The sequence below is a fragment of the Nocardia sp. FDAARGOS_372 genome, assembly GCF_002554515.1.
GTDB classification, from domain to species: Bacteria; Actinomycetota; Actinomycetes; order Mycobacteriales; family Mycobacteriaceae; genus Nocardia; species Nocardia farcinica.
Genome location: NZ_PDDW01000001.1, coordinates 2,014,090 through 2,038,942 on the forward strand (window position 1 = coordinate 2,014,090; position 24,853 = coordinate 2,038,942).

Genomic DNA, 24,853 nt, shown 5'->3' on the forward strand with positions numbered 1-24,853 from the left:
ACGGCATGGCCGCGTCGCGGTGTGCTGCGCAAGGGCAGGGCCGGAACGGACGTGGGTATCACCGCACCCGCTGTCCCGGCCCGCCCCAGTTCACCCCAGGCTGAACGGCTGCCCCCAGACGGTGACGATCTCCTTGGCGGTGTCGGTCTCCACCTCGACCTCGGCGAAGGCCCTGGCCTGGGCGTAGCCGGCGCAACCGGCGAGGCCGATCGTGCTGTTACGCCAGGTGACGCTGCCGCTGGTACCGGTGTGCGAGGAGAACGGCCGATGCGATTCGGAGCCGAAGGCGTCGGGTGCCTCCAGATCGAGCAGGTAGAACTTCCTGGCCTGGCCCGGGCCCAGGCTCAGGTTCCCGCCGAGGCTGCCACCCGCCGAGGGGTTCTTCCCCGCCCAGTCCGAGCTGTAGTTCGCGCCGCCGTTGGCACCGCCCCCGGCGATGTTCACCTGGCATCCCACGACGTAGCCGGGCCTGATCTTCGCCCGCGCGGGTGCCGAGGAGTCGAACTGGGCACTCGCGGAGACCCACGCGTTGCGGTGCAGCGGCGTGGCGCCCATGGACGGGCTGATCGTCGCCGATTCGCCGACCAGGCGCACGGTCACGACCGTACCGTCGCCGAGCGTTTCGGTGACCGCGCCTCCCGGTAGCGGAACGACGGTGTCCGCGGCGGCGACGGCGACGGAGATCGACCCCAACGCGGCGGCCGCGACGACGGCGACCCGGGAGACGTTCTTGGCATGGAGCATGACGGAACCTCTTCGTCTGTGGTGGTGGTCGGGCGCGGGATGTACGGGCACGGTTCAGCCGATGCTGAAAGGCGCGCCGTACAGGGTGGTTTTCGAATAGTGGTCGCCGATGATCTCCACCACCGTGTACGCCCGAGCTTGCGCGTAGCCTCCGCAGCCCTGGATCTCGATCTCGAAATCCCGGTACCCCAGGCTGTAGATGCCCGGCCGCAGAATGTCTTTGAACCCGACCTGCACGAATTTCACCTGACCAGGGCCGATCTGGATCCCGGCGGAGCCACCGACGCCGCCGCCGTTGGTGCTCACGTTGCCCGACAGACCCGCCGAGATGGCACTGTCGCCGATACTCACCTGGCAGCCGACGATGTAGCCGGTACTCACCTGCGACGCGCCGTGGGTGGAGGAATTGTTGGTGCCCGGCCAGTTCTCCGGCGTCGAGTAAGGACCCGGCCGCTCTACGGTGGGCGTGTCGGTGACCTCGGCGGTGACCGTACCCGACACCCACACCACCCGTCCGGCGCCGTTGGCCGCCATCGACGGCGACACCACCGCGTGTTCCCCGGTCCGGGTGAGCGTCGCCCCCGGTGCGGTCTCCTGCCCGTCGGGAAGTGGTACGAGCACATCCGCGGCGGCGGGTCCGGCCGCCGCCGCGGAGATCGCCGCCGCGATCGCGGCCCAGACTCCCAGCCGCGCGCCCCGGGCCGGCCGTACGCGTACCTCATCGCTATCCATGTGTGCTCCTCATGTCGATCGAAAACGGATGTGCCGCGAATTTCGTGCCGGATTCGCCGGTCTCAACGGATGTCGAGCGGTGCTTCGGCGGGATACTCGGCGGGCGCCATCGCGTAGGTGTCGGTGAGCAGCGCGATGAATTCTCGATCGGTCATCGGATCGGTGGGGAAGTCGAATTCCTTACCACGGCGGACCAGATCGTCGCCCAAGATGTCGAAGACCTTGGCCGGGGTGAGGTCGTCGGTGTGGTCGAGGTAGCGGTCCGCGTCGCGCCGGTCGTCGAAGACCAGCGCGGTGTAATGGAACAGGGTGCGGACCTCGCCGTCGGTGTACCGGGCGATCTCCTTGTCCCCGTTGCGCACCACCCACTGCCCGTTCTCACCGTGCAGCCGCGTCTGCATGTCGAGTTCGGGTATGTCCCGGCGATCGCGCGGGCCGTTCGCCTCGCGCCGGTGGTACATCTTCGAATTGTCGGACAGGATCGCGGTGTTCCAGAACGGCGCAGCCAGTCGCTGCGGCGCGCGGTCGGGACCGTCGGGCCAGTAGGTGAATCCACCGTCCAGGTCGGAGTCGTAGAAATAGGTGATCACCTGGGCGGTCTTGACTTCCCAGTGGTCGAACAGACCCGATTTCGCCATCACGCTCAGCAGCCAGATCGGGGTCTCCACCGAACTCATCCCGCGCCAGTTGCCGCTGTCGAAATGCCCGGCGTCGAAGCTGTGCGAGGGCACGGCCACGTTGAACAGCATGTGGTGGGCCATGCCGTAGCGCGCGCCGTGCACGCTCTTGGCATGCTCGAGCAAGGTCCGGCTCAGGTAGATGTCGCGGATCTCGTCGTAGAAGGCGACTCCCTCCTTGGCGAGGTACCCGCGGAACACCGGCGCGACGAAATCGGACAGCTTCGCGTCGGCCTTGCGCTGCGCGCCACCCGAGACCGCAAGGTACTCCTCGGTGCTGGCGAAGTGGTGGGCCAGGATCAACGGCCACGGCCCGTGGTCGGCGACCACACCGAACAGCGCCGCCGTCTGCTCGGGCGTGTACAGATCGGGCACGATCCGGGGCGGAGCGACCGGGACGAGTGGGTGCCGGTGGGGCGTTCCGAGTGTTGCGGTCATGATGTTCCCTTCTTCCTTCCCGCCGCGTCGTCGCGGGGGGGCCGGCCGATCGCGGCGGCGAACCGCCTCGCGATCGGGGTGAAACTCCGTCTCAGATGCGCTCGAACAACTCGAGCAGATGGCCTTCGGGGTCGTGGACGAAGGCGACCCTGATGCCGATGTCGGTCATCGTGGTGGGTGGTTCGGACACGGTGGCGCCGGCCTGTTCGGCTCGCCGCACCACCTCGTCCAGGCCGGAAACCTCGAACCCGATCACGGCCGAGCCCGGGGCCGGCGCGGGACGGTTCTTGTAATGCAGCAGCACCAGCGATTGTTCGGTGCCGTCCGGTGAGGTCATGATGATCTCGGCGAGCGGGTCGGCCCGGTCGTCGAACTCGTAGCGCGTCCGCTCCACCCGGCCGAACACCGAGGAGTAGAAGGCGAATTGGGCTGCGAGGTCGTCGACCAGAATCTTGGTGAAGGCATAGCGAGGGCAGCGCACCGGCGTTCCTTTCGTCGACGCGGCCGCGAGTCGGCCGCGCGGGGTGTGTCGTGTCGTCCGGCCGTCAGCCGACCGCGGCCGGGGTGTCCTCGGCGCCGGTGGCGCGGACCGCGTTCGATCGCGGCCGCGGCGGCCGGCCGATGAACAGGCACAGGACGGCCACCACCACGGCGCAGCCGATGAACCAGGCCACCGCGAGGTTGAACGACGCCAGGGTGGGCGCCGTGGTTCCCGGCACGGTCGACAGCGAGAGCATCACCGACACGAGCGCCACACCCACGGCCGAGAAGGCCTGGCGCGCCGTGTCAAGGGATCGTCCCGATCCGCCACCGGCCCGATCAGGAGGTTTCCGTGAGTTCCACCATCAAGCAGGTCCGCGTCCACGGCCCCGGCACCATCGGCCTGGACTTGGTCGAGCTACCGGAGTGCGGACCGCGCGATGCCGTGGTCGAACTGCGCGCCTGCGGGATCTGCGGCAGCGATCTCGGGTATATACGGCTCGGCGGAGTAGCGGGCCCCGGCTCGGAACCGATGCCCCTCGGACACGAGATATCCGGTGTCGTCTCGGCGATCGGAGCGGAGGTCGACGGACTGCGACCCGGCCAACGGGTCGTGGTACACCCCGGCCGCGACGACATCGGCCGCATCGGAAACGGCTCACCCGAGGGCGGTCTGGCAGACGCGGTGCTCGTCCGGGACGCCGCGGCGGGCGACCGCCTGTTCCCCATCCCCGACGACATGCCCTTCGATGTCGCGGCGCTGGCCGAACCCGTGGCGGTCGGCATGCACGCGGTCGACCAAGCCGACCTCTCCCCCACCGACCCGGTGGCGGTGTTCGGCTGCGGCCCCATCGGGTTGGCCGCGATCGCCACCCTGGCCGATCGGGGACACACGGCCGTGATCGGCATCGAGCTTTCGGCCACCCGGCGCCGTCTCGCCGAAACCCTCGGCGCCTCGGCCACCATCGACCCCGCCCACGAGGACCTGTGGGCGCGCCTGCGTCAACTGCACGGATCGCGACCGAGCATGGCCGGAACAGCACCGGCGACGGTCGGCTTCATCGAAGCCTCCGGCGCGAATGCCGTCCTCGGCGACATCATCGACAACGCCGGGCGCGGAGCGCGGATCTCGGTGGTCGCCGTTCACTACACTCCGGTGCCGGTCAATTTCCTCCGCGTCCTCACCGGCGAGCTGACCATCCGCGGCTCCATCGAATACCCGCCCCGCTTCCGCGACGCGATCGACCTGCTCGAGCGGCGCGACCTCACCGCGCTCATCACCCACCGCTTCCCACTGGAGGGCATCGACGAAGCCCTCACCACCCTGCGCAACGACCGCGAATGCGGCAAGATTCTCGTGGAGATGAACCACTGACAGCGGTGTCCCTGTCCGCGACGGGGCGTCGACTATGCGACGTATAGTGCGCGCATGACCACCAACGCCCCCGTCCGGACCGACCGCCGGTCATCGTCGCCGCCGACCGATCGAGTTGTGGCGATCATGCAGCTCCTCGGGCGCAACCCACTGCGGTCCTACTCTCTGGCGGAGATCGAACGCACGCTCGAGATCAGCCGGGCCACCGCCCACGCGATTCTGTCGGCGCTGGTCGGTCACGACTGGGTTGTGCGCGACTACGACAGCGGCCACTACAGCTGTGGTCCGGCGATCGCGGCGCTCGCCCGCCCGGCCGGTGCGACGACTCGCCGGATCCGGGCCCGCCTCGGCGAGCTCGCCGACACCGTCCACGGCCAAGTCCTGCTGTTCGAGGCGCGAGATGAAGCGCTCGTTGCCATCGAGACTGTCGGATCGGCCCCCGATTCGCCGCCTGCGGCTGCCGGTTTCACCGTGCCGTTGGTCGCGCCGTTCGGACGGGAGTTCATCGCCTTCGCTCCGCCCGACGAACAGCAGGCATGGCTCGACCGTGTGGGGCCGACCTCACACGCCTTCAGCGCCCGGATGAAGGAGGTGCTCGCGCAAGTCCGCACCCGGGGATACGCCATCGAGCGACGCACCCGCGAGTTCAACCGGGTCTTCGCGGCGATGCACGCCCTCAGTGGCGAGATCGACGCCATCACTGCGCGGCTCGCTGCCGCCGTCGCCGATCTCACCGTGGTCGACTTCCTCGACGACGAACTGACCGACGGCCGGGATTACACCATCGCCAGTCTGTCGGCGCCGATCTTCACTCACGGCGGCGCCGTCGCCAAGACCCTGTCGGCCGTCCTGGTCCGCCCGGTACCGGCCGATGCCGTCGCCGCACTCGGCGCCGAACTCCGCCGCGCCGCCACCGATATCGAATATATGATCGCCACCTACGGGGAAGCCTGAGGGCGCCACGGGCGGTTCCCCTTCCAGCCCCATTCGAATATGCCGGCCTCGGCGACCAGCACGAGCTGGTGGAGAGGAGGACTCGATGGATGCACGCGGACTCTTCAGGAGGCAGGCCGGAGGGCGACCAGCACGAAGCGGGTGACCGCCACGAATGTTGCGCGCTCACTTGGCCTTCCGCGCATAGCCGGCGGTTTCGCGCGCAACGACACCCCCGGCCGGCCCATTTCGGAAACGACCCACAAGCGGGTACTCGCGGAGGCGAAGCGGCTGGGCTACCGCCCACCCCGGCCGCGCAGGCGTTGCTTCGCGGCAGCTCGCGCCTGGTGATGCTGTTGCTACCCGACGGACCCGTCGAGACCAACACGGGCAGTTCTTCGAGGAGGTCTCCTACCACCTCGATCCCGCCGGCTACACCCTCGCGCCCACTCCGCGCGGCCGTGGCGACCGCGCCCCGCCTGCTCTGGGAGCTGCTGCACCCGAGGTGATCCTCGGCCTCGGCGAGCTGGACGAGGCCGATCTGCGTTCGGTGCGCGAGAGCGGCGGGCTCGCCCGGTGCGTCGCGGAAACCGGCCCGGCACGGCGTCGGTCGACTCACCACCGATCGCAACCGGTGGCCCCGAATTCACTGTGATGATCAGGGAATCCATGTCCGTCGAGAACCAGCAGGGGGTCGCCCCGACCAGAAGAACCCTTCCGGCCTCGACCGGAAGGGTTCTGCTCGCTTCACAACACGCCGGCAGCTCAGCGGCCGAGGCTTTTCAGGACCTCCTCGGCGGCCTTTTCGCCCGAGGCGGCGGCGTCGGCCAGGGAGGGGACATCGAGCGCGTAGTCGCCGGCGAGGTAGATCGTGTCGAGCGGGTCGCGCAGGGTCGGCAAGGTGTTGCGGCGGCCGGGCGCCCAGAACGGGACGACGCGGCGGTGCCTGCGCAGGACCGGCTCCCCCAGCTTGCCTTCCAGCTCGGGCAGCACGCTGAGCAGGTCGGCGGTGAAGCGGGAGACGATTTCCTCGTCGGGCAGGTCGAGCAGCTCGTCGGCCTTGCCACCACCGGCGAAACAGGCCAGTGCGCCGCCCGGCTTGCGTTCTCCGCCCGTGCGCAACGCCGCGGCGTGGTTGAACACCGCCTGGAACGACAGCTGCGGCGCGGAGATGGCGAAGTACTCGTCCCACCGCTGCGGCCCGACCTCATCGGTGAAGAAGCCGACCACCACGTAACGGCCGTAGGTGATGTCGTTGAGCGCGTTGCGGTACGGCTGGGGCAGCTCCGGGAGGATCCGCTCGGCGATGTCGGCGGGTACGGTGACGATCGCGCGTTTCGCCCGCAACTGCTTGGGCTGGTCGCCGTCGCGGTAGTCGACGACCACGCCGTCGCCGTCGCGGCGCACCGACTCCACCGGCGAGTTCAGGCGGATGCGCGCACCGAGATCGTCGGTGAGCACGTCGGTCAGCGTCTGGTTGCCCCCCGGCGGGTAGCGAGAAGTTGGGCACCTTCTCGGGGTCGGTCAGCGCGATCCCCACCGAGTAGACGAACTGCGCGGCGGCCGTCTCGTCCGGTTCGCAGCCCATCCATTGCGCCGACCACGACCGGACGATGGTGGTGGCCAATTCCGAACGGACACCGTTGAGCACATACGACGCGAGTTTGCTCTCGAGCCGCGCGCGCACCCGCTGACCGATCTTCCCCTTCGACTCGAGAAACGGCGCGGCGGCGATGATGCGGGCCCCGACCACGGCGAGGCCGATCCGGTCCATCATCGTCATCGGCGTGCGGAAGACGAGCGCGAACGGGTTCGAGGTGTCCACGGTGGTCCCGTTGAGGTGCAGCGCGATGCTCTTTCCCGCGAGCGAGCCCATCTCGATGTTGTGCCGGTCCAGTGCGTCGATCAACGTGCCGGTGCCCTCGGTGAACTGGGTTGCCGACATTGATCCAGTAGTCGCCTTGCCGCACGGTGTCGACGCGGCCGCCCGTGCGATCGGTGGACTCGAGCACCACCACCTCGGCGGCCGGAGCCACGGTGGTCGCGGCCGTCAAGCCCGCCATTCCCGCGCCGATGACGACAACCTCGGTGGATTCTTGCTGCTTGTTCTGCGTTGCCATTTCGGCTCCTGGCTGTGGCTGATTCGAAGAAGGGAACCGCTGGTTATGCCGTGACCGGGGCGTCGCCCGTCATCGACGGCGCGTCGACGCGCTTGTTGTGGGCGTCGAATGCCCGGTAGGCGCGGTAGTAGGCGAACATCTGCAAGCCCCACGCCGACAGGGCCAGGATGTAGAAGATCGTGTGCTCGGAATCGTCACCGGGAATCGTCACGAAGTCGTAGGTGGCCGCGATCAGGAAGCCGCAGGCCGTCGCGACTGCCGCCGAGACCGCGTGGCCGCGCTCACCGATCTGCCACAGCCGGGCGGAGAAGTAGACGAGGTAGATCGTGGTGAGCACGTTGACCACGACGAAGAAGATCTTGGCAGGCAGGCCGATCGTGTCCTGGTACCCGAGCAGCAGCAGACCCGCGACGGCCGCCAGCGCGAACGCGCCGATGTCCACCGCCACCGACGGCTTGTACCGATGGGTCACCGCCATCAGTCCGAGCACCAGGATCAGCGTGATGCCCACCGACCTGGAGAAGGCGTCCAAAAAGGCGGCTGCCTTGTACATCGGGCTGTCGTGGCCCGCCGCGAGCAGGCCGTAGATCAGGAAGTTCGTGCCCGAGGTCGCGACGATGATCCACTCGAGACCGAGCAGATAGTTCTTGTAGTTCCGGATGAACTTGATGCCGTAGGTGAAACCGACAGCGATCATCCAGATGTCCGCGACCGCGAAAAGCAGTTCCTTGATGGACATGGTCTCTTCTCCTTGGCAGGGGGCGCCCGCCGGCCGGCGGCACGGGGGCGTTGTGTGAGCGCTGCCGAGCGATCGCGGCAGGGAGGGTCGTCTCGCTTCGGCAATCCGTGGGTTCGGCATCCGGCCACCGAGCAGGGTGTGCGCGTAGCCCCGAATTGAGGTCGGGTGTGATGCCTGTCATAACGGTACCGTGAGTCGGTCATATGATCAAGGCATTTGACTAACTAGGCGGGGATTCGTCGATCCGTACCCCCCAGCGGGCACACGCACCTGCCGAAAGCACGGAACCGTCGAACCCACGCGCGGGTTCGACGGTTCCGTTCCGGGCACCGCGGGCGGATCAGCCCGCGAGGTGGCGCGGCAGGGTCTCGGTGACGATCCGGTGCGCGTCGGCGAGAATCCGGTCGACCACTTCCTGGCAGCTGCCGATCTCGTGGATCAACCCCTGCGCCTGGCCGGCCCACCACAGACCGCCGTCGATCTCACCGTCGCCGTACACCCGCTCGCGGGCGCGAGCGCCACTGGCCAGATGAGCGACGTCGTCGAAGGTCGCACCGGCTTTCCGCGAGATGGCCGCGATCTCCTCCGACACCGCTTTGCGGGCGACGCGGGCGGAGTTGTGGAACTCGCGGAACACGATGAGGGTGTCGCGTTCGGAGTTGTCCACGATCTGCTGCTTGACGTTCTGATGAATGGGCGCCTCGGTGGTCGCCATGAAGCGGGTGCCCATGTTCACCGCACATGCGCCGAGCGCCAGCGCGGCGACCAGGCCGGCACCGGTCGCGATGCCGCCGCTGGCGATGATCGGAATGGACAGCGCCCGCGCCGCGGCGGGGATCAACACGAGACCGGGGACGTCGTCCTCACCGGGATGTCCGGCGCATTCGAAACCGTCGATGCTGACCGCGTCGACGCCGAGCTGTTGCGCCTTGAGGGCATGCCGGACGGTGACCGCCTTGTGGATGACCTTCACACCCGCGGCCTTGAAGGTGGGCAGGTGCGGCTGCGGGTTGCCGCCCGCCGTTTCGACGACGGTGATGCCGCTCTCGACGATGGCGTCACGGTATTCGTCGTAGGGCACCGGCTTGATGGTCGGCAGGATCGTCAGGTTCACCCCGAACGGTTTGTCGGTGAGGTCGCGGCAGCGGCTGATCTCCTTGACCAGCGCCTCGGGAGTGGGCTGGGTGAGCGCGGTGAGGAAACCGAGGGCACCGGCATCGGCTACCGCGCCGATCAGATCCGCCGTGCCGACGGCGGTCATGCCGCCACAGACGAGTGGGTGCTCGACGCCGAACATCTCGGTGAAGGTGTTGGAGAACATGGGTATCCTGACTCGATTTGGTCAAATGTCTCAGTCACAACCTGACGGAATCACGTCCGGAATGCCGCCCACCGGTCGGCGGCCCGGTCGGCGAGCCACCCGAGGTACAGCGCGGGATTGCTGACGAAGCTGGGCCAGAACGTGCCGCGGTGCCAGATCGCCTCGAGATCGGCGTGCCGCGGCTCGCCGGTCACGTGGTCGGCCAGCATGTGTCCCACGTACTGGGCCTGGGCGAAGCCGTGGCCGTTGCAGGCGGCCGAATAGAGCACGTTGGCGGAGGCCGCGCCCGCGGCGGGCAGCCAGGTGGAGCTCATGCCGATCCAGCCGCCCCAGGCCGTCACCGGCTCGATGTCGCGCAGGCCGGGGAAGCGGTCGTGGAAGCCGCGGACGAGATCGTCGACGACCTGCGGCGCCGGGGTGCGGGTCGGCAGCGGGTTGCGGCCCGCCTGGATGCGGCGGGTGCCGAACACGATCGTGCCGCGCGGGGTGACGCGGTAGCTCTCCAGGATCATGTGCAGGGTGACCAGGGGCGCGCGGCTGGTCCAGCCGATCTCGTCGAGCCGGTCGGGCGGGATCGGTTCGGTTTCGACCAGCGAGGTCCACACCGGTGTCGCGAGGTGTTTCGGCGCGATGGACAGGCTGTTGCTCGCGGCGTTGGTGGTCAGCAGCGCCTTGCGTGCCCTGACCGTTCCGTTCGGGGTGGTGACCGTGACCCGGTCACCGGTGTCGACGACGTCGACCGCAGGCGTGGACTCGTGGACGCGCACCCCGGCGGCGATCGTCGCGGCGCGCAGGCCGAGCGCGAACTTGCCCGGATCGACGGTGCCGCCGACACCTTCGCGGATACCGCCGAGGAAGCCCTCCGGCAGTCCTGCCTCGGGGCCTTCGACCCACTCGCCCGACGAACCGGCCTCGGCCAAGACCTTCGCGTTGCGGCGCGCGTGCCGCAGCTGGCCCTTGGACACCGCGGCCATCACGATGCCTTCCTGCTTGTAGTCGCAGTCGATCCCGTGCTGCGCGATCGCGTCCTCGGCGAAATGCACGGCGTGTTCGGCGTAACGGTACAGCTCGCGCAACCGCTCCCGTTTCAGCAGGAACCCCAGCAGCTCCGGATCGGCGGCGACGGAGTTCGTGATGTAGCCGGCGTTGCGGGAAGTGGCGCCCCAGCCCAGCGTCTCGGCCTCGAGCAGGACCACGTCCACGCCCTTGTCGGCCAGGCGAAGCGCCGCTGACATGCCACCGCCGCCACCGCCGATCACCACGACGTCGCAGTCGATGTCACCGGTGAGCGACGGTTCGACCGTGGTGGGTTGTCCGGCCCAGCCGGTGTCGTCGATCAATTTCACGGCCGCTACTCCGTTCCATCCGTGGGGATGACCGCGGTGCCGCGCGCGCGTACCGCGACCAAGGGCGGATCCAGGACCTGTGCCCGGCCGGTGTCGTCGGAGCCACGGCAGATCACCCGGAGCTCGAAATCGACGGTGCGGCTGCGATTCCCCTTCTTCACCAGGGTCGCTTCGGCCTCGACGACATCGCCACCCCGCACCGGGGCGAGGAATTCCACCGACGAATAGCCGGCGAACAAGCCCTCGTGGCCGTCCATTTCGATCGCCAGATTGGTGCCGACATCGCCGAAGAGCTTCAAGGCATAGGCACCGTCGACGAGGTTGCCCGCGTAATGCGCATCGGAAAAGGCGACATACCGCCGGTGGACAGCCTTGCTCATGAAATCTCCTCGTGAATCGGGCCGAGTGTGCGCGACTGCGCTCGACCGTCGATCGCGACGCCGGGATAACCCCGCTTGGCGATCTCGGTGCACATCCGGCGGTACTTGCCGACACCGCCCAGGTACCCCATGAAGGTGTTGGGCTTGCCTTCGACGTTGGAGCCCCGATACCAGGAGTCGGTGGTGGCGTACAACGTCTGGGACACGGTCCACTCGGTGATGTCGACCCACTCCTGCTGGGCTTCGGGGGTGGCCTCGATCTGCGTCGCGCCGGTATCGCGGGCGTGTTCGATGAGGTCGGCGATCCAGTCGACGGCCTGTTCGATGGTCACCACCACATTGCTGGCCAGCGCAGGACTCAGCGGTCCGCCGACCATGAAGAAGTTGGGGAAGTCGGCGGCCATGAATCCGAGGTAGGAGCGGATACCGTCACTCCACGCGTCCTGCAGTGTCCGACCGGACGCACCGGTGAGCCCGAGCCCGTAGAGCGGGCCGGTGAAGGCGTCGAAGCCGATCGCGAGCACGATGGCGTCCACCTCGTAGGCGCCGTTCGAGGTGATGATCGCATTCTCGGTCATGGTCTCGATCGCCTCTTCACGCAGCGACACCAGCGACACGTTCGACCGGTTGTAGGTCTCGTAGTAATCGGTGCCGAAGACGCTGCGCTTGGCGCCGAGCGGGTGGTACTTGGGGACCAGCCGTTCGGCGGTGACCGGGTCTTTCACGATCTCGCGGATCTTGTCGTGGATGAACTCCGACGCGGTGCGGTTCGCCTCCATGTCGAACAGCAGGTCGGCGAACTCGCCGCCGACGCCCTGGAATCCGCTGCGCTCGTATGCCGCCTCATAGCGCCGCTTGCGCTCCTCGTCCGACACATCGAACGCCCGGTCGGTGACGGGGCGATCGGGGATGCCGCCGGGTGAGTGCCTGCACTCCTCCCGGATGGCCGGGTAGTTCTCCTTGACCGCGGCGACCTGGTCGGGGGTGAGCACGGCGTTGCGGGCGGGCATCACGTAGTTCGGGGTGCGCTGGAAGACGGTGAGATGTTCGGCGACCTCGGCGATCAGCGGGATGGCCTGCACGCCGGAGGAGCCGGTGCCGATCACCGCGACCCGCTTGCCCCGCAAGTCGTCCAGCGAGATGTTCCACCGGCTCGTCGAGACCTTCAGGCCGGCGAAATTCGACAGGCCGGGCACGTCGAAGTCCTTCGGCGTGGACAGGCCGCCCGCACCCGAGATCAGATAGCGGCTGCGCCGGATTTCGCCGTTGTCGAGCCGCACCTCCCACACCCGGTCGGCCGCGTTCCAGGTCGAGGCCACCACGCGGGTGTTGAAGGTGAAGTGTTTGCGCAGGTCGAACCGGTCTGCGACGTGCTCGATGTAGCTGAGGATCTCGGCCTGCGGGGCGAAGCGCTGGCTCCACGTCCACTCCTGCTGGAGCTCCTCGTCGAACGAGTACGAGTAGTAGATGCTCTCGACATCACATCGGGCGCCCGGATAGGTGTTCCAGAACCAGGTGCCGCCGACGCTCGGTCCTGCCTCGAAACCGGCGAAGGTCCAGCCTGCTGTCGTCAGCCGGTGCGAGAGGTACATGCCGGTGAAGCCGGCGCCCACGCCGATGACGTCGACGATCTCTGGGCTTGGGGTGGAGTTCATGGCGGGAGCCGCTTTCCTGTGTGTTTTTCGGTCGACCGGATCACACGAACCAGTCGAAGTCGGCCGGTGAGCCGGCCACGGTCGAGGGTGGGCGGGAGCAATCGGCGATCGCTACATCGGCAGGTCGGGAGAATCGACGCCGACCACGCGATCGCCGCAGAAGACCCGGACGGACTCACCGGGGGCGTGACCGCCGATTCCCGCAGTGCCCCAGAAGCTTTGCGCCGAGCCGTCGGCGAGGTCGGCGACCTTGGCGCCGTTCACGCGCACCTCGCCCGAGAGGATTCGTGAGCCGACCTCGATGGCGCGGTCCAGGTCGCCGCCGAACACGTAGGCGTCCAGGCCCGAGGGGTTGGCGTTGGCCACCCGCAGCGCGTCCTCGTCGGAGTCCACGGCGTGCAGGGTGATGAGCGGGCCGAACAGTTCGGCGGTCGCCAGCGACGGGTCGACACCTGTCGCGACGGTCGGCGACAGGAAGAAGCCGTCCAGACCGGGAAGCTCGGCGGGCTGGTGAAGGGTCGCGCCGTTGGCCCGCAGCCCGTCGATTCGGCTCTGCAAGGTCGCGAAGTGCGGGGCATTGGAGATGGGTCCGAGTTCGGTGCTCTCGTCGAGCGAGTTGCCGATCTCGAGGTGGGCGATCCGGTCGAGCAGCGCCTCGAGCAGCGGTTCGACCAGGCTCTTGTGCGCGAGCACCTTCCCGGGGCCCTCGCACCACTGACCGTTGAGCTTGGTCATCCCGTCGAGGATGCCGTCGGCCGCGACGTCGATGTCGGCGTCGTCGAGTACGAGGGCCGGGTTGTTGCCGCCGAGCTCGAGCTGGAGCACCTTGAAGTCCTCGGCGGCCGCGCGCGCGATGGCCCGGCCGGCGTTCGGGCCGCCGGTGAAGGAGACGATCTTCACGCGCGGGTCGCCGGTGACGGCCGCGCCCACGTCGCCCGCGCCGTGCAGCAGTTGCAGCGCGCCGGCGGGTAGCCCGGCCGCGACGAAGCACTCGACGATGATCTGGGCACTGCTCGGCGCGTGTTCGGACGGCTTGAGGATGACCGGACAGCCCGCGGCCAGCGCGCTCACCATCTTCGCGGCAGGAATGAAACTCGGTCCGTTCCACGGGGTGAGGATGGCGGCCGGGCCCCACGGGACCTTGTACAGCCGCACGTCCCGCCCGCCGGCCTCGAGCGCGACGCGCCGCGGAACAGTCCGCAGATCCGCGGCCGCGGAACGGATGCGGTGCGGCAGGAACTGCGCCACCATCCGGGCCTTGGCGATCGGAACTCCGCTGGTCAGTGCGTCGGTGCGAGCGATGTCCTCGATCCGGGACGCGACGTTGTCGGCCGCGCGTTCGATGACCTCGGCGCGTTCCTCGCTCGCCGCGTCGTCCCAGCGTTCGAAACCGTAGGACCGCTCGGCGTGGCGCAGTGCGCGTTCCACGTCCTCCGGGGTGGTGGTGACCGCACGGTGCACCGGCTGACCGGTGTTGGGGTCGAGGTTCCAGGCGTCGGGGATCGTCGCACACTCGGACCACTCGTCGGCGATGTAGTTGATCGGTTGGGGCAGTTGCGGATTCGTCATCGGGGCTCCTTCGGTGCGCGAGTGGTCGGGGCTCAGACGGTGAGGTCGGCGACGATGCGGGTGACCGCGCCGGACTTCATCGCCTCGAAGCCCTTGTCGAGGTCGTGGAACGGGATGACGTCGCTGACCATCTCGTCGAGCAGCAGCCGCCCCTGCTGGTACAGGCGGGCGAACTGGGCGATGTCCTGCTGCGCCTGGCCCGAACCCATGTAGGAACCGATGAGGCGCTTCTCGCTGAAGAAGAAGTTCCAGGCGGGCAACGTCAGGTCGGTGCCGTCGGGGGCGATGCCGACCATGCACGCGGTGCCGGTCGGGCGCAGCACCTCGAGGGCGGTCGCCGCGGTCCGCGCGCTGCCGACCGCCTCGAACGAGTAGTCCACGCCGTCGCCGAGCAGGTTCCTGATCTCGGCGGCGACATCGGCGGCGCCGTTCACGACGTGAGTGGCGCCGAAGGTCTTGGCGGCGGCGAGGCGAGCGTCGTCGAGGTCGACAGCGACGATGGCGGAAGCGCCGGCCAGGTGCGCGCCCTGGACGATGGCCGAACCGACACCGCCGCAACCGATCACGGCGACGGTGGCGCCGGGACGCACCTCGGCGGCCCGGAACACCGCGCCGACACCGGTGATGATGCAGCACGAGAGCAGGCAGCCCACGTGCAGACTCACCTCGTCGGCCACGGCGACCAGCGAGTTCTCCCGCATCAGGGTGTGGCGTGCGAACGCGCCGACATCACCGAGGCGGTGCACGACCTGACCGCTCGGCAGCTGGAAGGCGGGCCGCGGCCGTCGCCGGATCTCGGTGACGCGCTGGCACTGGGTCGAACGCCCGACCTGGCAGTTGCGGCACATCCCGCACGAGGGAGTGAGGGCGCCGACGACTCGGTCGCCGGGACGCAGAGTCGTCACCGCGGAGCCGACCGCCTCGACCACGCCGGCCACCTCGTGGCCGACGACCACGGGCAGGTCGGCGGCGACGGTTCCGGTCATGTAGTGCAGGTCGCTGTGACACAGACCGACATTCGAGACCGCGAGGCGGATCTCGTCGGGTTCCGGGTCGTCGACCAGGATCTCGGTGAACTCCAGCGGTTCGCCGACCGCGGTGAGGACAGCTGCTTCGGTGGTGATCATGATCGGCTCCGATCTCGGTTGCTCGGCGCGGACGCCGGGGACGCCGCGTTCTTCGATGTCCAGAAACCCGCGATGCCCTCGCTGAACGCGCCGGACTCCCAGGCTTGGCGGGCGGCGTCGTCCTCGCGGGCGAACGCGGCCTCGATCTCGGCGGGCAGCGGACGCAGCAAGCCGAGGTGCAGTGCGGTGATGCGGGGGTCGGAGTTCCACTGCCGGATCACCTCGACGGCGCGATCGACCAGTGTCTCCGGGGCGACGATCTCGTCGAGCAGCCCGATGCGCAGCGCCTCCTCGGCGCCGACCCGGTGCGAGCCGAGGACGATGCGCATCGCGTGGCTGCCGACGAGCCTGCCCATCAGGAAGCTCGAGGCGTTGGAGATGATGATGCCGCGGTGGTTCTCCGGCTGGAAGTACTCGGCGGCCGGACTCCCGATGCGTCCGTCGCACGACAGCGTGATCTCCGAGGCGCCGCCGACGGCGATCCCGTTCACCGCCGCGATCACCGGGATCCGCGTCTCCAGGATCGCGCGGGTGATGTCGTGGAAGGTCGCGACAGCCTCGCGGACCTCCGCGTAGGTCGACGGAACCGCCTGCAGGTCCTCACCTGCCGAGAAGGCCCGGCCGGTGCCGGTGAGCACGATCCCGCGCACCAGGTCACCGGTGCCGAACTGCCGGATGGTCTGCGCGAGCAGCACCCGCGTGGCCACATCGAGCGCGTTCAGCTTCGCCGGGCGGTTCAGGGTGAGCACCGCGACGTCGTCGTCGATGCGTACATCAAGGTGGGTGTCGGTCACGTCCGGCTCCTCAGTCGCGCGGTGGTTGCAGGTCGTAGGTGATGCCGGGGTGCTCGGCGGCGCGCGCCTTCAGCGCGGGTTTGGACACCCGCTCGGACGGGGTGCGGGGGAAGTCGGCGACGAATTCCACGTAGCGCGGGAGTTTGAAACGCGCCAACTGATTCCGCGCGCCGTCGAGGATCCGCTGGGCGGTCTCGCGGCTCGCCGCCACGCCGGGCGCCAGTTGCACGAAGGCCTTGACCTCCTCGCCGAACAACTCGTCCGGCACGCCGACCACGGCGGTGGCGACCACGCTGTCGTCGCGTTCGAGCACGCGCTCGACCTCGGCGCTGGCGATGTTCTCCCCGCCGCGGCGGACCATGTCCTTGATCCGGCCGATCAGCCGGTAGCTGCCCGCCTCCCGGACGGCGACGTCACCGGTGTGCAGCCAGCCGTCGCGCAGGGTCTGCGCGGTTTCCTCGGGGCGGTTCCAGTAGCCGAGCATCATCGGCTTGCCCGAGGTGATCAGCTCACCGGACTCGCCGTCACCGACGTCGCGGCCCTGCGGGTCGACGACGCGGACCTGCTTGGTCGGCACCGGTTGCCCCAGTCGGCCACTGCCCACGTCCTCGGTGTTCTCGACGTGGCTGAACAGGTCGACGCCGCTCTCGGTCATCCCGAAGATCTCGCGCCACGGTGCGCCCCACCGCTGTTCGAGCTCGGCGTGCAGGGCGACGGGGATCGCCGAACAGAGCACGATGCGCAGGTCGTTGTCGCGGTCCTGCGGGGTGGGCGGTTGCTTGAACAACAGCGTCGGCATGGAACCGAGCACATAGATGAACGTGGCCCGGTGCTTGCGCACATCGGCCATGAAACCGGAGGCGGAGAACCTGGGCAGCACCACCAGCGGCGCACCGATCGTCAGGCACAGCGCGGTGTTCCACTGCGGGTCCATGTAGGAGAACGGCTGGGAGGTGAGCACGACGTCGTCGGCGCCGAGGCTGTTGGCGTTCGCGCAGAACCAGCCGATGCGGACCCAGTAGTCATGGGTGAGCATGCACGCCTTGGGGAATCCGGTCGTGCCCGAGGTGTATTGGAGGTTCGCGAGCGTGTCGGGGGTGATCTCCACCGCGGGCCGCTGCGCGGGGTGGGCGGCGAGTTCGGCCGGCGACACGGCATCGACGATGCGCACATCGGCCAGCTCGCCGTTCGCGGCCCGCACCTGTTCGACCAGCGCGGTGTGCGCCGCGTCGGTGAACACCACCCGGGCGCCGGAATCCTGGAGCACGAACTCGAGATCGGCTCGCTGATACGACGAGTTCACCGGAACCGTCACCGCGCCCGCCTTGAGGACCGCCAGCCAGGCGACCGGCCACTGCACGATGTTGGGGAGCATGATCGCGACTCGATCACCGGGGCGCACGCCGTCCTCGACGATCAGGCGTCGAGCCAGGCGGGAGGTCCAGTCGTCGATCTCGGCGAAGGTCCACGACCCGTCGGCGAAGCGGAGGAATTCGCGGTCGGGCGAGCGGACGGCCTGGTCGGCAAGGAGCTCGACGAGGGTGCCGATCGGCGGGTCAACGGCCAACCGTTCGAGCGCGAGCGCGCGTTCGGGGTGGACCGGTTCGACTTGGGTCATGTCGTCCTCTTCGCGGTTGCCAGGCGGCGGGTCGTCGTCGATCGACCTGCGGTCGACGGGGGCTGCGCGCCGTGACGGGGTGTTCTCGATGGGGAGCCTGGATCGCCGGGTGAGTGCGACCGTTCGGCGGCGGAAATGTGAGGCCTGCCATAACAGTAGCCGTAGTTAGTCATATGATCAAGGCGAATGACTCACTTATCCGGCGATCCGCGGTTCCGACGTCGGAGGAAGCACTGGCCGCCCTGCTAATGTCGGCATGACTTGATCAATCGTTCAGATTGCCTGGACAGGAGTACCGCATGGCTCGCATCCCCGCCGCTGAACGTCGCGCCGACCTGGTGGCCGCGGCCGTCCGCGTGATCGCCGCCCACGGGGTGGACGGAGCGACCACGCGCCGCATCGCCGAGGCCGCCAACGCTCCCCTTGCCACGCTGCACTATTGCTTCGCCACCAAGGAAGCGCTGTTCGCGGCGGTGTTCGAGTACCTCGCCGGCGAGTATCGCGACGTGCTGATCCGCAACGACGTCCACGGCGACGTGCAGACCACCGCACGGGCACTGCTGCGCGGCGTGATGGAGTGGTATCGCGAGAACCCGGCCTTCGGCGCGACGATCATCGAGCTGATCAGCTGGGGGCAACGGGAGGGCACGCAAGCCCAGGTGGTGTACAAAGCCGCCTTCGACACCATGCGCACGATCCTCGGCGCGCCGCGGACGGCGGCGGGCCGCCGGGTCGCGCCGGAAACCATCGACCAGTTGATCTACCTGGTGGCCGCGTTGTCCGACGGCTTCGCACTCAACTGGCTGGTGTTCACCGACGAGGCCGCGGCGCAGGGGCAAATGGAGCTCACCCTCGGCGCGCTCGACGCGTGGATGGCCGCCCATCTCGGCGACGGCCCCGCCGCGACGCCCGCTGCCCAGGCCCCCGCGCGCACTCCCGAACCGAGGATGCGCTCCCTGGTGTCCTGGGTGGGCGTGGACTGACCGCACACCGAACCGGCCGTGCCACCGAAATGACTGTGGCCACCACGAAACGGCAGTGGCCACAGTCATTTTCGCTCAGCGTGGTGCCGCGGCCGCGTCGACGAGCCAGCGCAGGGCGCCGTCGTCGGTGATCATCCACTCCGGATGCCACTGCACGCCGAGCACCGGGGCGCCGGGCAGCTCGACAGCCTCCGCGACGCCGTCGTCGGTGCGACCGGTGACGACCAGCCCCGCGCCGCACCCGTCGATCGCCTGGTGGTGCCACGAATTGGTGACCAGCCGATCGCCGAACACCTTCTGCGCCATCGTCCCCGGCTCGAAGCTGACGGCGTGCTCGGGGTCGCCGTCCGAGAGTGGACCGGTCGCCGCGAGGTGCTGGATCGGCCCGGCGGGCAGGTCGGGGATCAGCGTGCCACCGAGGGCCACGTTGAGCACCTGCATGCCACGGCACACCCCGAGCAACGGGATCCGGCGCGCCAGCGCCATCCTGGTGAGCGCGATCTCGAAGCGGTCGCGGTCGGGATCATGCACCGACGGATGGTCCACCGCGGCGATCTCACCGACCACCGATTCGTCGCCACCCCAGCACCGCGGGTGCACATCCTGACCGCCGGTGATCACCACCCCGGACAGCCAGTCCCCGAGCGCTTCGGGATCGGCGTCGTAGGGCAGCATCACCGGCACCCCGCCCGCGCGCGTGATGCGCTCCGCGAAATCGGCGAAGAAGGCGTCGGTGAGACGCTGACCGTAGCCCGGGTGACTGCCGCTGATCAGCCCCATCCTGAACCGGCGTCCGGTCAGTCCGATCAGCGGCTTCGCCGGGTTCGAGCGCGCGGTCACGGGAACTCGAAGTAGCGCGCGGACTCCCACTCCGACAGCTCGGCGAACGGATCGCCGCCGGTGGTGTGGAACTGCATCCATTCCCAGCGCCGCGTGCCGATCCAATAGTCGACGAACTCGTCTCCGAGCTGCTCGCGCAGGATCAGGTCGGACTCGAGCGCGTCGGCCGCCTTGGTGATGGTGTCGGGCAGCCGTTCCAGGTCGGGTGCGCACCAGGCCATGTCGCTGACCGGTTCGGCCGGTTCGAGCGCGCCGTCGATACCGGCGATCACACCGGCCAGGATGGTCGCGACCGCGAGGTACAAGTTGGCGTCGGCGCCCGGTACGCGGTACTCGAGGCGGGAGTACTTCGGATGCCCGCAGACCGCGCGCACCGCCGTCGTCTTGTTGGCGATGCCCCAGGTCACCGTGGTCGGCGGGCCGCTCAGGTCGACCAGGCGACGGTAGGAGGTGATCTGCGGGAGCATCACCGAGGTCGCCCCGCGCATCGTCGCGAGCAGTCCGGCGACCGCGTGCCGCATGGTGTCCGACGGCCCGTCGGGGGCGTAGAAGGCATTCGCGCCGTCGCGGTGCAGCGACAGGTTGACGTGCGAGGCCTGGCCGTAGCCCGCGGTCGGCTTGGCCATGAAGGTGACGGTGTGACCGAGTTCGAAGGCCACCTCGCGCATCACCTGCCGGGCGCGAGCCCAGTTGTCGCACACCGAGATCGGGTCATCGGGCACGAGATTGAGCTCGACCTGGCCGGCCGCGTCCTCGTCGCTCCACGCCTCCCACTCGATGCCGATCTCCTCGAGCCGCCGCGCGACCGCCGACATGTAGTCGACCCAGTCCTTGGACTTCGCCAGGTTGTAGGCGGTGCCTGCGGAGCCGCCGAGCGGGGTGAGATCGCGATACCCCTTCGCCCGCGCCTCGTGCACCGACTCCTGGAACAGGGTGGCTTCGATCTCGACGGCGATCGTGGCGGTGAAGCCGCGTGTCGCGAGCCGGTCGACCATCCGCCGCGCGAGATTCCGCGGGCAGGTGCCGACCGGGGTGCCGTCGGGCTGCCAGTAGTCGCCGATCACCGACTGCACACCCGGCGCCCACTGCACCAGCGTCGACAGGTCCGGACGGAACTGCAGGTCGGCGAGATGGCCGCGCCAGTCGGGGTAGGCGAATCCGAGGGTCGGCGCGTTGCCGAGGTCGAGGCCGAACAGCAGGTCGGCCATGGCGAAGCCCGAATCCGCGCACGCGGTGAACTTCGCGGGCGCGATGTTCTTGCCGTGGAAGGAGCCGTCGTGGTTGGTGGACTCGATCCGCACCGTGTGGACGCCGGGCTGGAGAACGGTTGCGGCGGTGGAATTTTCAGACATCATAACGAACCTTCCAGGAGGCGGCGACCAGCACGGACAGCTGCGAGAGGGTGCCGCGCACGCCGACGAGGCCGGTGGACAGGGCAGCGAGCAGATCGACCGCGCCGGTGAAGACGGCGGCCAGCAACTCGGGCGGGCCCGCGATGACGTAGTGGGTCTCCCCCTCGCCCGCGACGACCTGGTCCACGCCGTCGGGGCCCTCGGTGACGGCGACCAGCATGTCGGGGATGCCGGGAACCGTGCGTGCCTTTTCCCAGAAGCTCACCGCGGCGGTCTTCCAGTCCGGCAGCGGCGGCGAGAGCAGCGCGGTGGCCACGGCCGCGAGTTCCGCCGACCCGGTGGGCTCGCCGACGGGGGCGAAGAACTGGTTCAGGTCGACGGTCACGTCGAAGTCGGGCTCGATGTGCACACCGCCGGTCACCTCGATCGCACGGTCGGCAAGGGTGATCGTGGCCGCCTGCGGGGTGTCGTGGGAACGGATCGCGATCGTGCCGGTCAGCCCGGCAGGCAGCAGTGAACTGTCGGCGCGGAGGGAATCGGTGATGGTCCGGGCGATCAGCCGGACGATCGGACTCGCGTCGTCCTCCATCCGGATGTCGACTTCGCCGACCGCGTCGGTCCCGCGCGTCGCGGGACCGATCGTCGTTTCGGTCATCAGGTTGTCCTTTCGATGCGACGAGATCTGTGCGCGGTAACACCCGTCGACAGCGGATCCCACATGGAACATGATTTCTAGTCAGATGTCTGGATCACGTGACTATGATGGTGAGGCACAGATCACTTTTTGTCAAACGACAACCGAGGATTTCTCATGAACGACGCCGCTCCGGCCTGCTGGGCACTGCTCGACGACCAGGCCGCCGCCGTGGCCGCGATGATCGGCCGGCTCCTGCCCGAACCCCTGCACGTTCTCGGCCCGCAGCAGGCCCGCGCGTTGCTGAACTCCGCCCCGTCCGCCGACCCGATCACCCGGCTCGATCATGTCGAACAACTGACCGTGCCGACCAGGTCGGGCACCATCGCCGCCCGCCTCTACCGCGCGGATGACACACCGGCGGGCGGGGCCGCTCCCACTCTGGTCTACCTGCACGGTGGCGGTTTCGTCCTGGGCACCCTGGACGGTTGCGACGAGCTGTGCCGCGCGATCGCCGCCGGGTCCGGCTGGACGGTCGTCTCCCTCGACTACCGGCTGGCGCCGGAGAACCCCTACCCGGCGGCGCTGCACGACTGCGTCGATGCCTACGCGTGGCTGATCCGATCGGCCACCGACCTGGGCATCGACGCCGGCCGGATCGCGGTCGGCGGCGATTCGGCGGGCGGCAATCTCGCCGTCGCCCTGCTCCTGTCCCTGCGCGAGCAGGGCGGTGCGCTACCGGTCGCGCAGGTGCTCGCCTACCCCGCCGTCGACGACACGTTCAGCCGCGCGTCGTGGACGGAATTCGCCGACGCGCCGCTGCTCGGCGCCGCACAGGGCCGCTGGTTCTGGGAGCAGTACACCGGTGTCGGACACCCCGGCGGGGATCCGCTGGCCGCGCCGATGCGCGCGGAATCGCTGCGGGGGCTGCCGCCCGCACTGGTCCTGACCGCGGAGGTCGACCCGATCCGCGACGACGCCGAGGCCTACGCGCAGCGACTGCGCGCCGAGGGCGTCGCGGTGTCCTCGACCAGGTACCGCGGCGTCTTCCACGGCTTCTTCACCGAGGTCGGGGTGTTCGCGCAGACCACGGCGGCGATCGACGAAGTGTGCCGGTTCCTGCGCGAACTGCCCCGCGACCGGCGGCTCGCGCGCGGGCGAGGCGAGCCCTGTTGACGACCGGCAAGCCCGGCGATACTTTATGAGTCACTTGTCATAGTCAGGTGATCATGTTCATGATCGTCCACCGGACCCACCGCTGTCCCCTGCACGTTCTGCACGCACTCGGACACTCGAAGGCACTCCCATGACACACTCCACCCCCGAACCGCTCGACGTCATCTGCGTCGGAGCGGGGTTCTCCGGCCTCTACGCCGCCTATCAGGCCAGGCAGCACAACTGGTCGTTCGCCGGGTTCGAGACCGCGCCCGATGTCGGCGGCACCTGGTACTGGAACACCTATCCCGGCGCTCGCTGCGATGTCGAGAGCATCTACTACTCCTACTCGTTCAGCGAGGAACTGCAGCAGGAGTGGACCTGGAGCGAACGCTTCGCCGCGCAGCCGGAGATCCTGCGCTACATCAACCATGTGGCCGACCGGTTCGACCTGCGCAAGTACTTCACCTTCAACACCAAGGTGTGCTCGGGCCGTTGGCTGCCCGCAGAACACCTCTGGGAGGTGACCCTCGATTCCGGCGAGGTGCGCCGCTGTCGCTACCTGATCTCGGGCGCGGGCGGGCTGTCGACGCCGAAGGAATTCGACGTTCCCGGAATCGACAACTTCACCGGGATCAAGGTCTCCACCAGCCGCTGGACGATCCCGCTGGCGGATCTGGCAGGCAAACGCGTCGCCGTGATCGGCACGGGATCGTCCGCGGTGCAAGCGATTCCGCATATCGCCGCCGTCGCCGAACAGCTCACCGTCTTCCAGCGCACGCCGAACTATGTGTTTCCCGCGCGCAACGCGCCGTTGGCACCGGAAGACGTCGCCCGGGTCAAGCGCGACTACCCCGCGATCCGCGAGGAGTGCCGCCACTCCCCCGGTGGCATCCCCGACCGCCCCGTCACCGACAAGGCCTTCGACGTCAGCGACGCCGAGCGCCGGCGCCGCTACGAACAAGCGTATGAGCGCAGCGGCTTCCTGGGTGTCGGCGCCGAATTCGCCGACCTGCTCACCGATGCCGAGGCGAACAAGACCGCCGCCGACTTCGTCTGCGGCAAGATCCGCGAGATCGTGCACGATCCGCGGACCGCTGCGCTGCTCGAACCGCGCTTCCACCCCCTCGGCGCCAAGCGCAGCGTATTCGGCACCGACTACTACGAGACGTTCAACCGCCCGAACGTTTCACTGGTCTCGCTGCGCGAGGAACCGATCGAGACGATGACCGCCGACAGCATCGTCACGAGTGCGGGCAGCTACGAGGTGGATGCGATCGTGCTCGGCATCGGCTTCGACGCCTTCACCGGACCGCTGTTCGGCCTCAATCTCTCCTCCCAGGATGCGGGCAGCCTGCAGCGCGCATGGAGCGATGGGGTGCGCACCTTCCTCGGCATCATGACCGCGGGCTTCCCGAATTTCTTCATGATCGGCGGTCCGCAGAGCCCGGCCATCGTCAGCAATGTGATCGTCACCATCGAGCAGGCGGTCGACTGGGTCACCGACCTGATCGAACACGCGCGGGCTCGGGGCGCCGAGGTCATCGAGGCGACGCCGGAGGCCCAGGACGAATGGGTCACCATCTGCGAGGACATCGTCGGGAAGACCCTCTACGCCACCACCGATTCCTGGTATCGCGGTTCCAATGTCGTCGGTAAGCCGTCCACCTTCCTCGGCTATGTCGGCGGGGTGGGCAAATACCGTCGCATGTGCGCCGAATTGGCCCGTCGCGGCTACCCGGGTGTGCTGCTCGACGGCGAGACCGTCGACCGCAAGATCGGCCGAATCGACGAGGACATCGATTAGCCCGATCGTGCGGCGCGGGAGATCGTTGGTCCGG

General features: G+C 68.6%; 22 protein-coding genes and 1 pseudogene. 5 read left to right on the top strand and 18 right to left on the bottom strand.

The window, feature by feature from the left end; genetic code table 11:
- Positions 1-90: 90 nt before the first annotated feature.
- The 5 genes from CRM89_RS09880 to CRM89_RS09900 all read right to left on the bottom strand — a co-directional run bounded on the left by CRM89_RS09880 (position 91) and on the right by CRM89_RS09900 (position 3,352).
- Positions 91-744: an MspA family porin gene (locus CRM89_RS09880; protein WP_172456764.1), complete on the bottom strand. Its 654-nt coding sequence runs from the start codon at positions 742-744 to the stop codon at positions 91-93.
- Between the two features lie 54 nt (positions 745-798).
- Complete coding sequence (locus tag CRM89_RS09885; protein WP_098083816.1) at positions 799-1,476, bottom strand: MspA family porin; 678 nt, start codon at positions 1,474-1,476, stop codon at positions 799-801.
- A 62-nt stretch (positions 1,477-1,538) separates the two neighbouring features.
- Positions 1,539-2,591, bottom strand: a complete 1,053-nt coding sequence (locus tag CRM89_RS09890) for a hypothetical protein (protein ID WP_086843660.1) — start codon at positions 2,589-2,591, stop codon at positions 1,539-1,541.
- Between the two features lie 91 nt (positions 2,592-2,682).
- Positions 2,683-3,072 carry a VOC family protein gene (locus CRM89_RS09895; protein WP_011209874.1) on the bottom strand — a complete coding sequence of 130 codons (390 nt, stop codon included), beginning with the start codon at positions 3,070-3,072 and terminating at the stop codon, positions 2,683-2,685.
- Positions 3,073-3,136: 64 nt separating this feature from the next.
- Positions 3,137-3,352 carry a hypothetical protein gene (locus CRM89_RS09900; RefSeq protein WP_195036884.1) on the bottom strand — a complete coding sequence of 72 codons (216 nt, stop codon included), beginning with the start codon at positions 3,350-3,352 and terminating at the stop codon, positions 3,137-3,139.
- Between the two features lie 71 nt (positions 3,353-3,423).
- On the opposite strand from CRM89_RS09900, the gene CRM89_RS09905 reads away from it, so the two are divergent.
- The gene (locus CRM89_RS09905) at positions 3,424-4,446 is read left to right on the top strand and encodes a zinc-binding dehydrogenase (RefSeq protein WP_011209929.1); all 1,023 of its coding nucleotides are present in this window, start codon (positions 3,424-3,426) and stop codon (positions 4,444-4,446) included.
- Positions 4,447-4,500: 54 nt separating this feature from the next.
- The gene (locus tag CRM89_RS09910; RefSeq protein WP_098083817.1) at positions 4,501-5,400 is read left to right on the top strand and encodes a helix-turn-helix domain-containing protein; all 900 of its coding nucleotides are present in this window, start codon (positions 4,501-4,503) and stop codon (positions 5,398-5,400) included.
- A gap of 744 nt (positions 5,401-6,144) precedes the next feature.
- Here CRM89_RS09910 and CRM89_RS32235 read toward each other — a convergent pair.
- The 10 genes and pseudogenes from CRM89_RS32235 to CRM89_RS09965 all read right to left on the bottom strand — a co-directional run bounded on the left by CRM89_RS32235 (position 6,145) and on the right by CRM89_RS09965 (position 18,048).
- Positions 6,145-7,499: pseudogene (locus CRM89_RS32235) on the bottom strand (flavin monoamine oxidase family protein).
- A gap of 43 nt (positions 7,500-7,542) precedes the next feature.
- Complete coding sequence (locus tag CRM89_RS09925) at positions 7,543-8,238, bottom strand: transporter (RefSeq protein ID WP_086843717.1); 696 nt, start codon at positions 8,236-8,238, stop codon at positions 7,543-7,545.
- Positions 8,239-8,578: 340 nt separating this feature from the next.
- The gene (locus CRM89_RS09930) at positions 8,579-9,559 is read right to left on the bottom strand and encodes a nitronate monooxygenase family protein (protein ID WP_098083818.1); all 981 of its coding nucleotides are present in this window, start codon (positions 9,557-9,559) and stop codon (positions 8,579-8,581) included.
- 50 nt (positions 9,560-9,609) lie between these two features.
- Positions 9,610-10,905, bottom strand: coding sequence for an FAD-binding oxidoreductase (locus tag CRM89_RS09935; RefSeq protein WP_098083819.1), 1,296 nt, complete (start codon positions 10,903-10,905; stop codon positions 9,610-9,612).
- A gap of 5 nt (positions 10,906-10,910) precedes the next feature.
- The gene (locus tag CRM89_RS09940; RefSeq protein WP_060590385.1) at positions 10,911-11,285 is read right to left on the bottom strand and encodes a hotdog domain-containing protein; all 375 of its coding nucleotides are present in this window, start codon (positions 11,283-11,285) and stop codon (positions 10,911-10,913) included.
- The gene (locus CRM89_RS09945; RefSeq protein WP_098083820.1) at positions 11,282-12,940 is read right to left on the bottom strand and encodes an NAD(P)/FAD-dependent oxidoreductase; all 1,659 of its coding nucleotides are present in this window, start codon (positions 12,938-12,940) and stop codon (positions 11,282-11,284) included. Before CRM89_RS09945 ends, CRM89_RS09940 begins: the two co-directional genes overlap by 4 nt.
- 111 nt (positions 12,941-13,051) lie before the next feature.
- Positions 13,052-14,509 carry an aldehyde dehydrogenase gene (locus tag CRM89_RS09950; RefSeq protein WP_098083821.1) on the bottom strand — a complete coding sequence of 486 codons (1,458 nt, stop codon included), beginning with the start codon at positions 14,507-14,509 and terminating at the stop codon, positions 13,052-13,054.
- Between the two features lie 32 nt (positions 14,510-14,541).
- Entirely contained in the window at positions 14,542-15,636 is a 1,095-nt protein-coding gene (locus tag CRM89_RS09955) for a Zn-dependent alcohol dehydrogenase (protein WP_086843727.1), read from the bottom strand.
- Positions 15,633-16,430, bottom strand: coding sequence for an enoyl-CoA hydratase/isomerase family protein (locus tag CRM89_RS09960; RefSeq protein WP_060590377.1), 798 nt, complete (start codon positions 16,428-16,430; stop codon positions 15,633-15,635). The genes CRM89_RS09955 and CRM89_RS09960 overlap by 4 nt, the downstream gene beginning before the upstream one ends.
- A gap of 10 nt (positions 16,431-16,440) precedes the next feature.
- A complete protein-coding gene (locus CRM89_RS09965) occupies positions 16,441-18,048 on the bottom strand; it encodes a class I adenylate-forming enzyme family protein (protein WP_098083822.1) in 1,608 nt (535 codons plus the stop codon).
- A gap of 299 nt (positions 18,049-18,347) precedes the next feature.
- Between CRM89_RS09965 and CRM89_RS09970 the strand changes: the two genes are divergently transcribed.
- A complete protein-coding gene (locus CRM89_RS09970; protein WP_060590372.1) occupies positions 18,348-19,031 on the top strand; it encodes a TetR/AcrR family transcriptional regulator in 684 nt (227 codons plus the stop codon).
- 75 nt (positions 19,032-19,106) lie between these two features.
- Here CRM89_RS09970 and CRM89_RS09975 read toward each other — a convergent pair whose 3' ends face one another.
- From CRM89_RS09975 to CRM89_RS09985, 3 genes are read right to left on the bottom strand one after another with little or no spacing between them, the layout of a single operon-like run.
- Positions 19,107-19,811 carry a gamma-glutamyl-gamma-aminobutyrate hydrolase family protein gene (locus CRM89_RS09975; protein ID WP_228791224.1) on the bottom strand — a complete coding sequence of 235 codons (705 nt, stop codon included), beginning with the start codon at positions 19,809-19,811 and terminating at the stop codon, positions 19,107-19,109.
- Positions 19,812-19,867: 56 nt separating this feature from the next.
- Positions 19,868-21,223: a glutamine synthetase family protein gene (locus tag CRM89_RS09980; protein WP_086843748.1), complete on the bottom strand. Its 1,356-nt coding sequence runs from the start codon at positions 21,221-21,223 to the stop codon at positions 19,868-19,870.
- A complete protein-coding gene (locus CRM89_RS09985) occupies positions 21,216-21,878 on the bottom strand; it encodes a hypothetical protein (RefSeq protein ID WP_086843733.1) in 663 nt (220 codons plus the stop codon). Before CRM89_RS09985 ends, CRM89_RS09980 begins: the two co-directional genes overlap by 8 nt.
- 156 nt (positions 21,879-22,034) lie before the next feature.
- Here CRM89_RS09985 and CRM89_RS09990 point away from each other — a divergent pair, with 156 nt between their 5' ends.
- Entirely contained in the window at positions 22,035-23,033 is a 999-nt protein-coding gene (locus tag CRM89_RS09990) for an alpha/beta hydrolase (RefSeq protein ID WP_098083824.1), read from the top strand.
- Positions 23,034-23,163: 130 nt separating this feature from the next.
- The gene (locus CRM89_RS09995; RefSeq protein ID WP_098083825.1) at positions 23,164-24,819 is read left to right on the top strand and encodes an NAD(P)/FAD-dependent oxidoreductase; all 1,656 of its coding nucleotides are present in this window, start codon (positions 23,164-23,166) and stop codon (positions 24,817-24,819) included.
- Positions 24,820-24,853 lie beyond the last annotated feature (34 nt).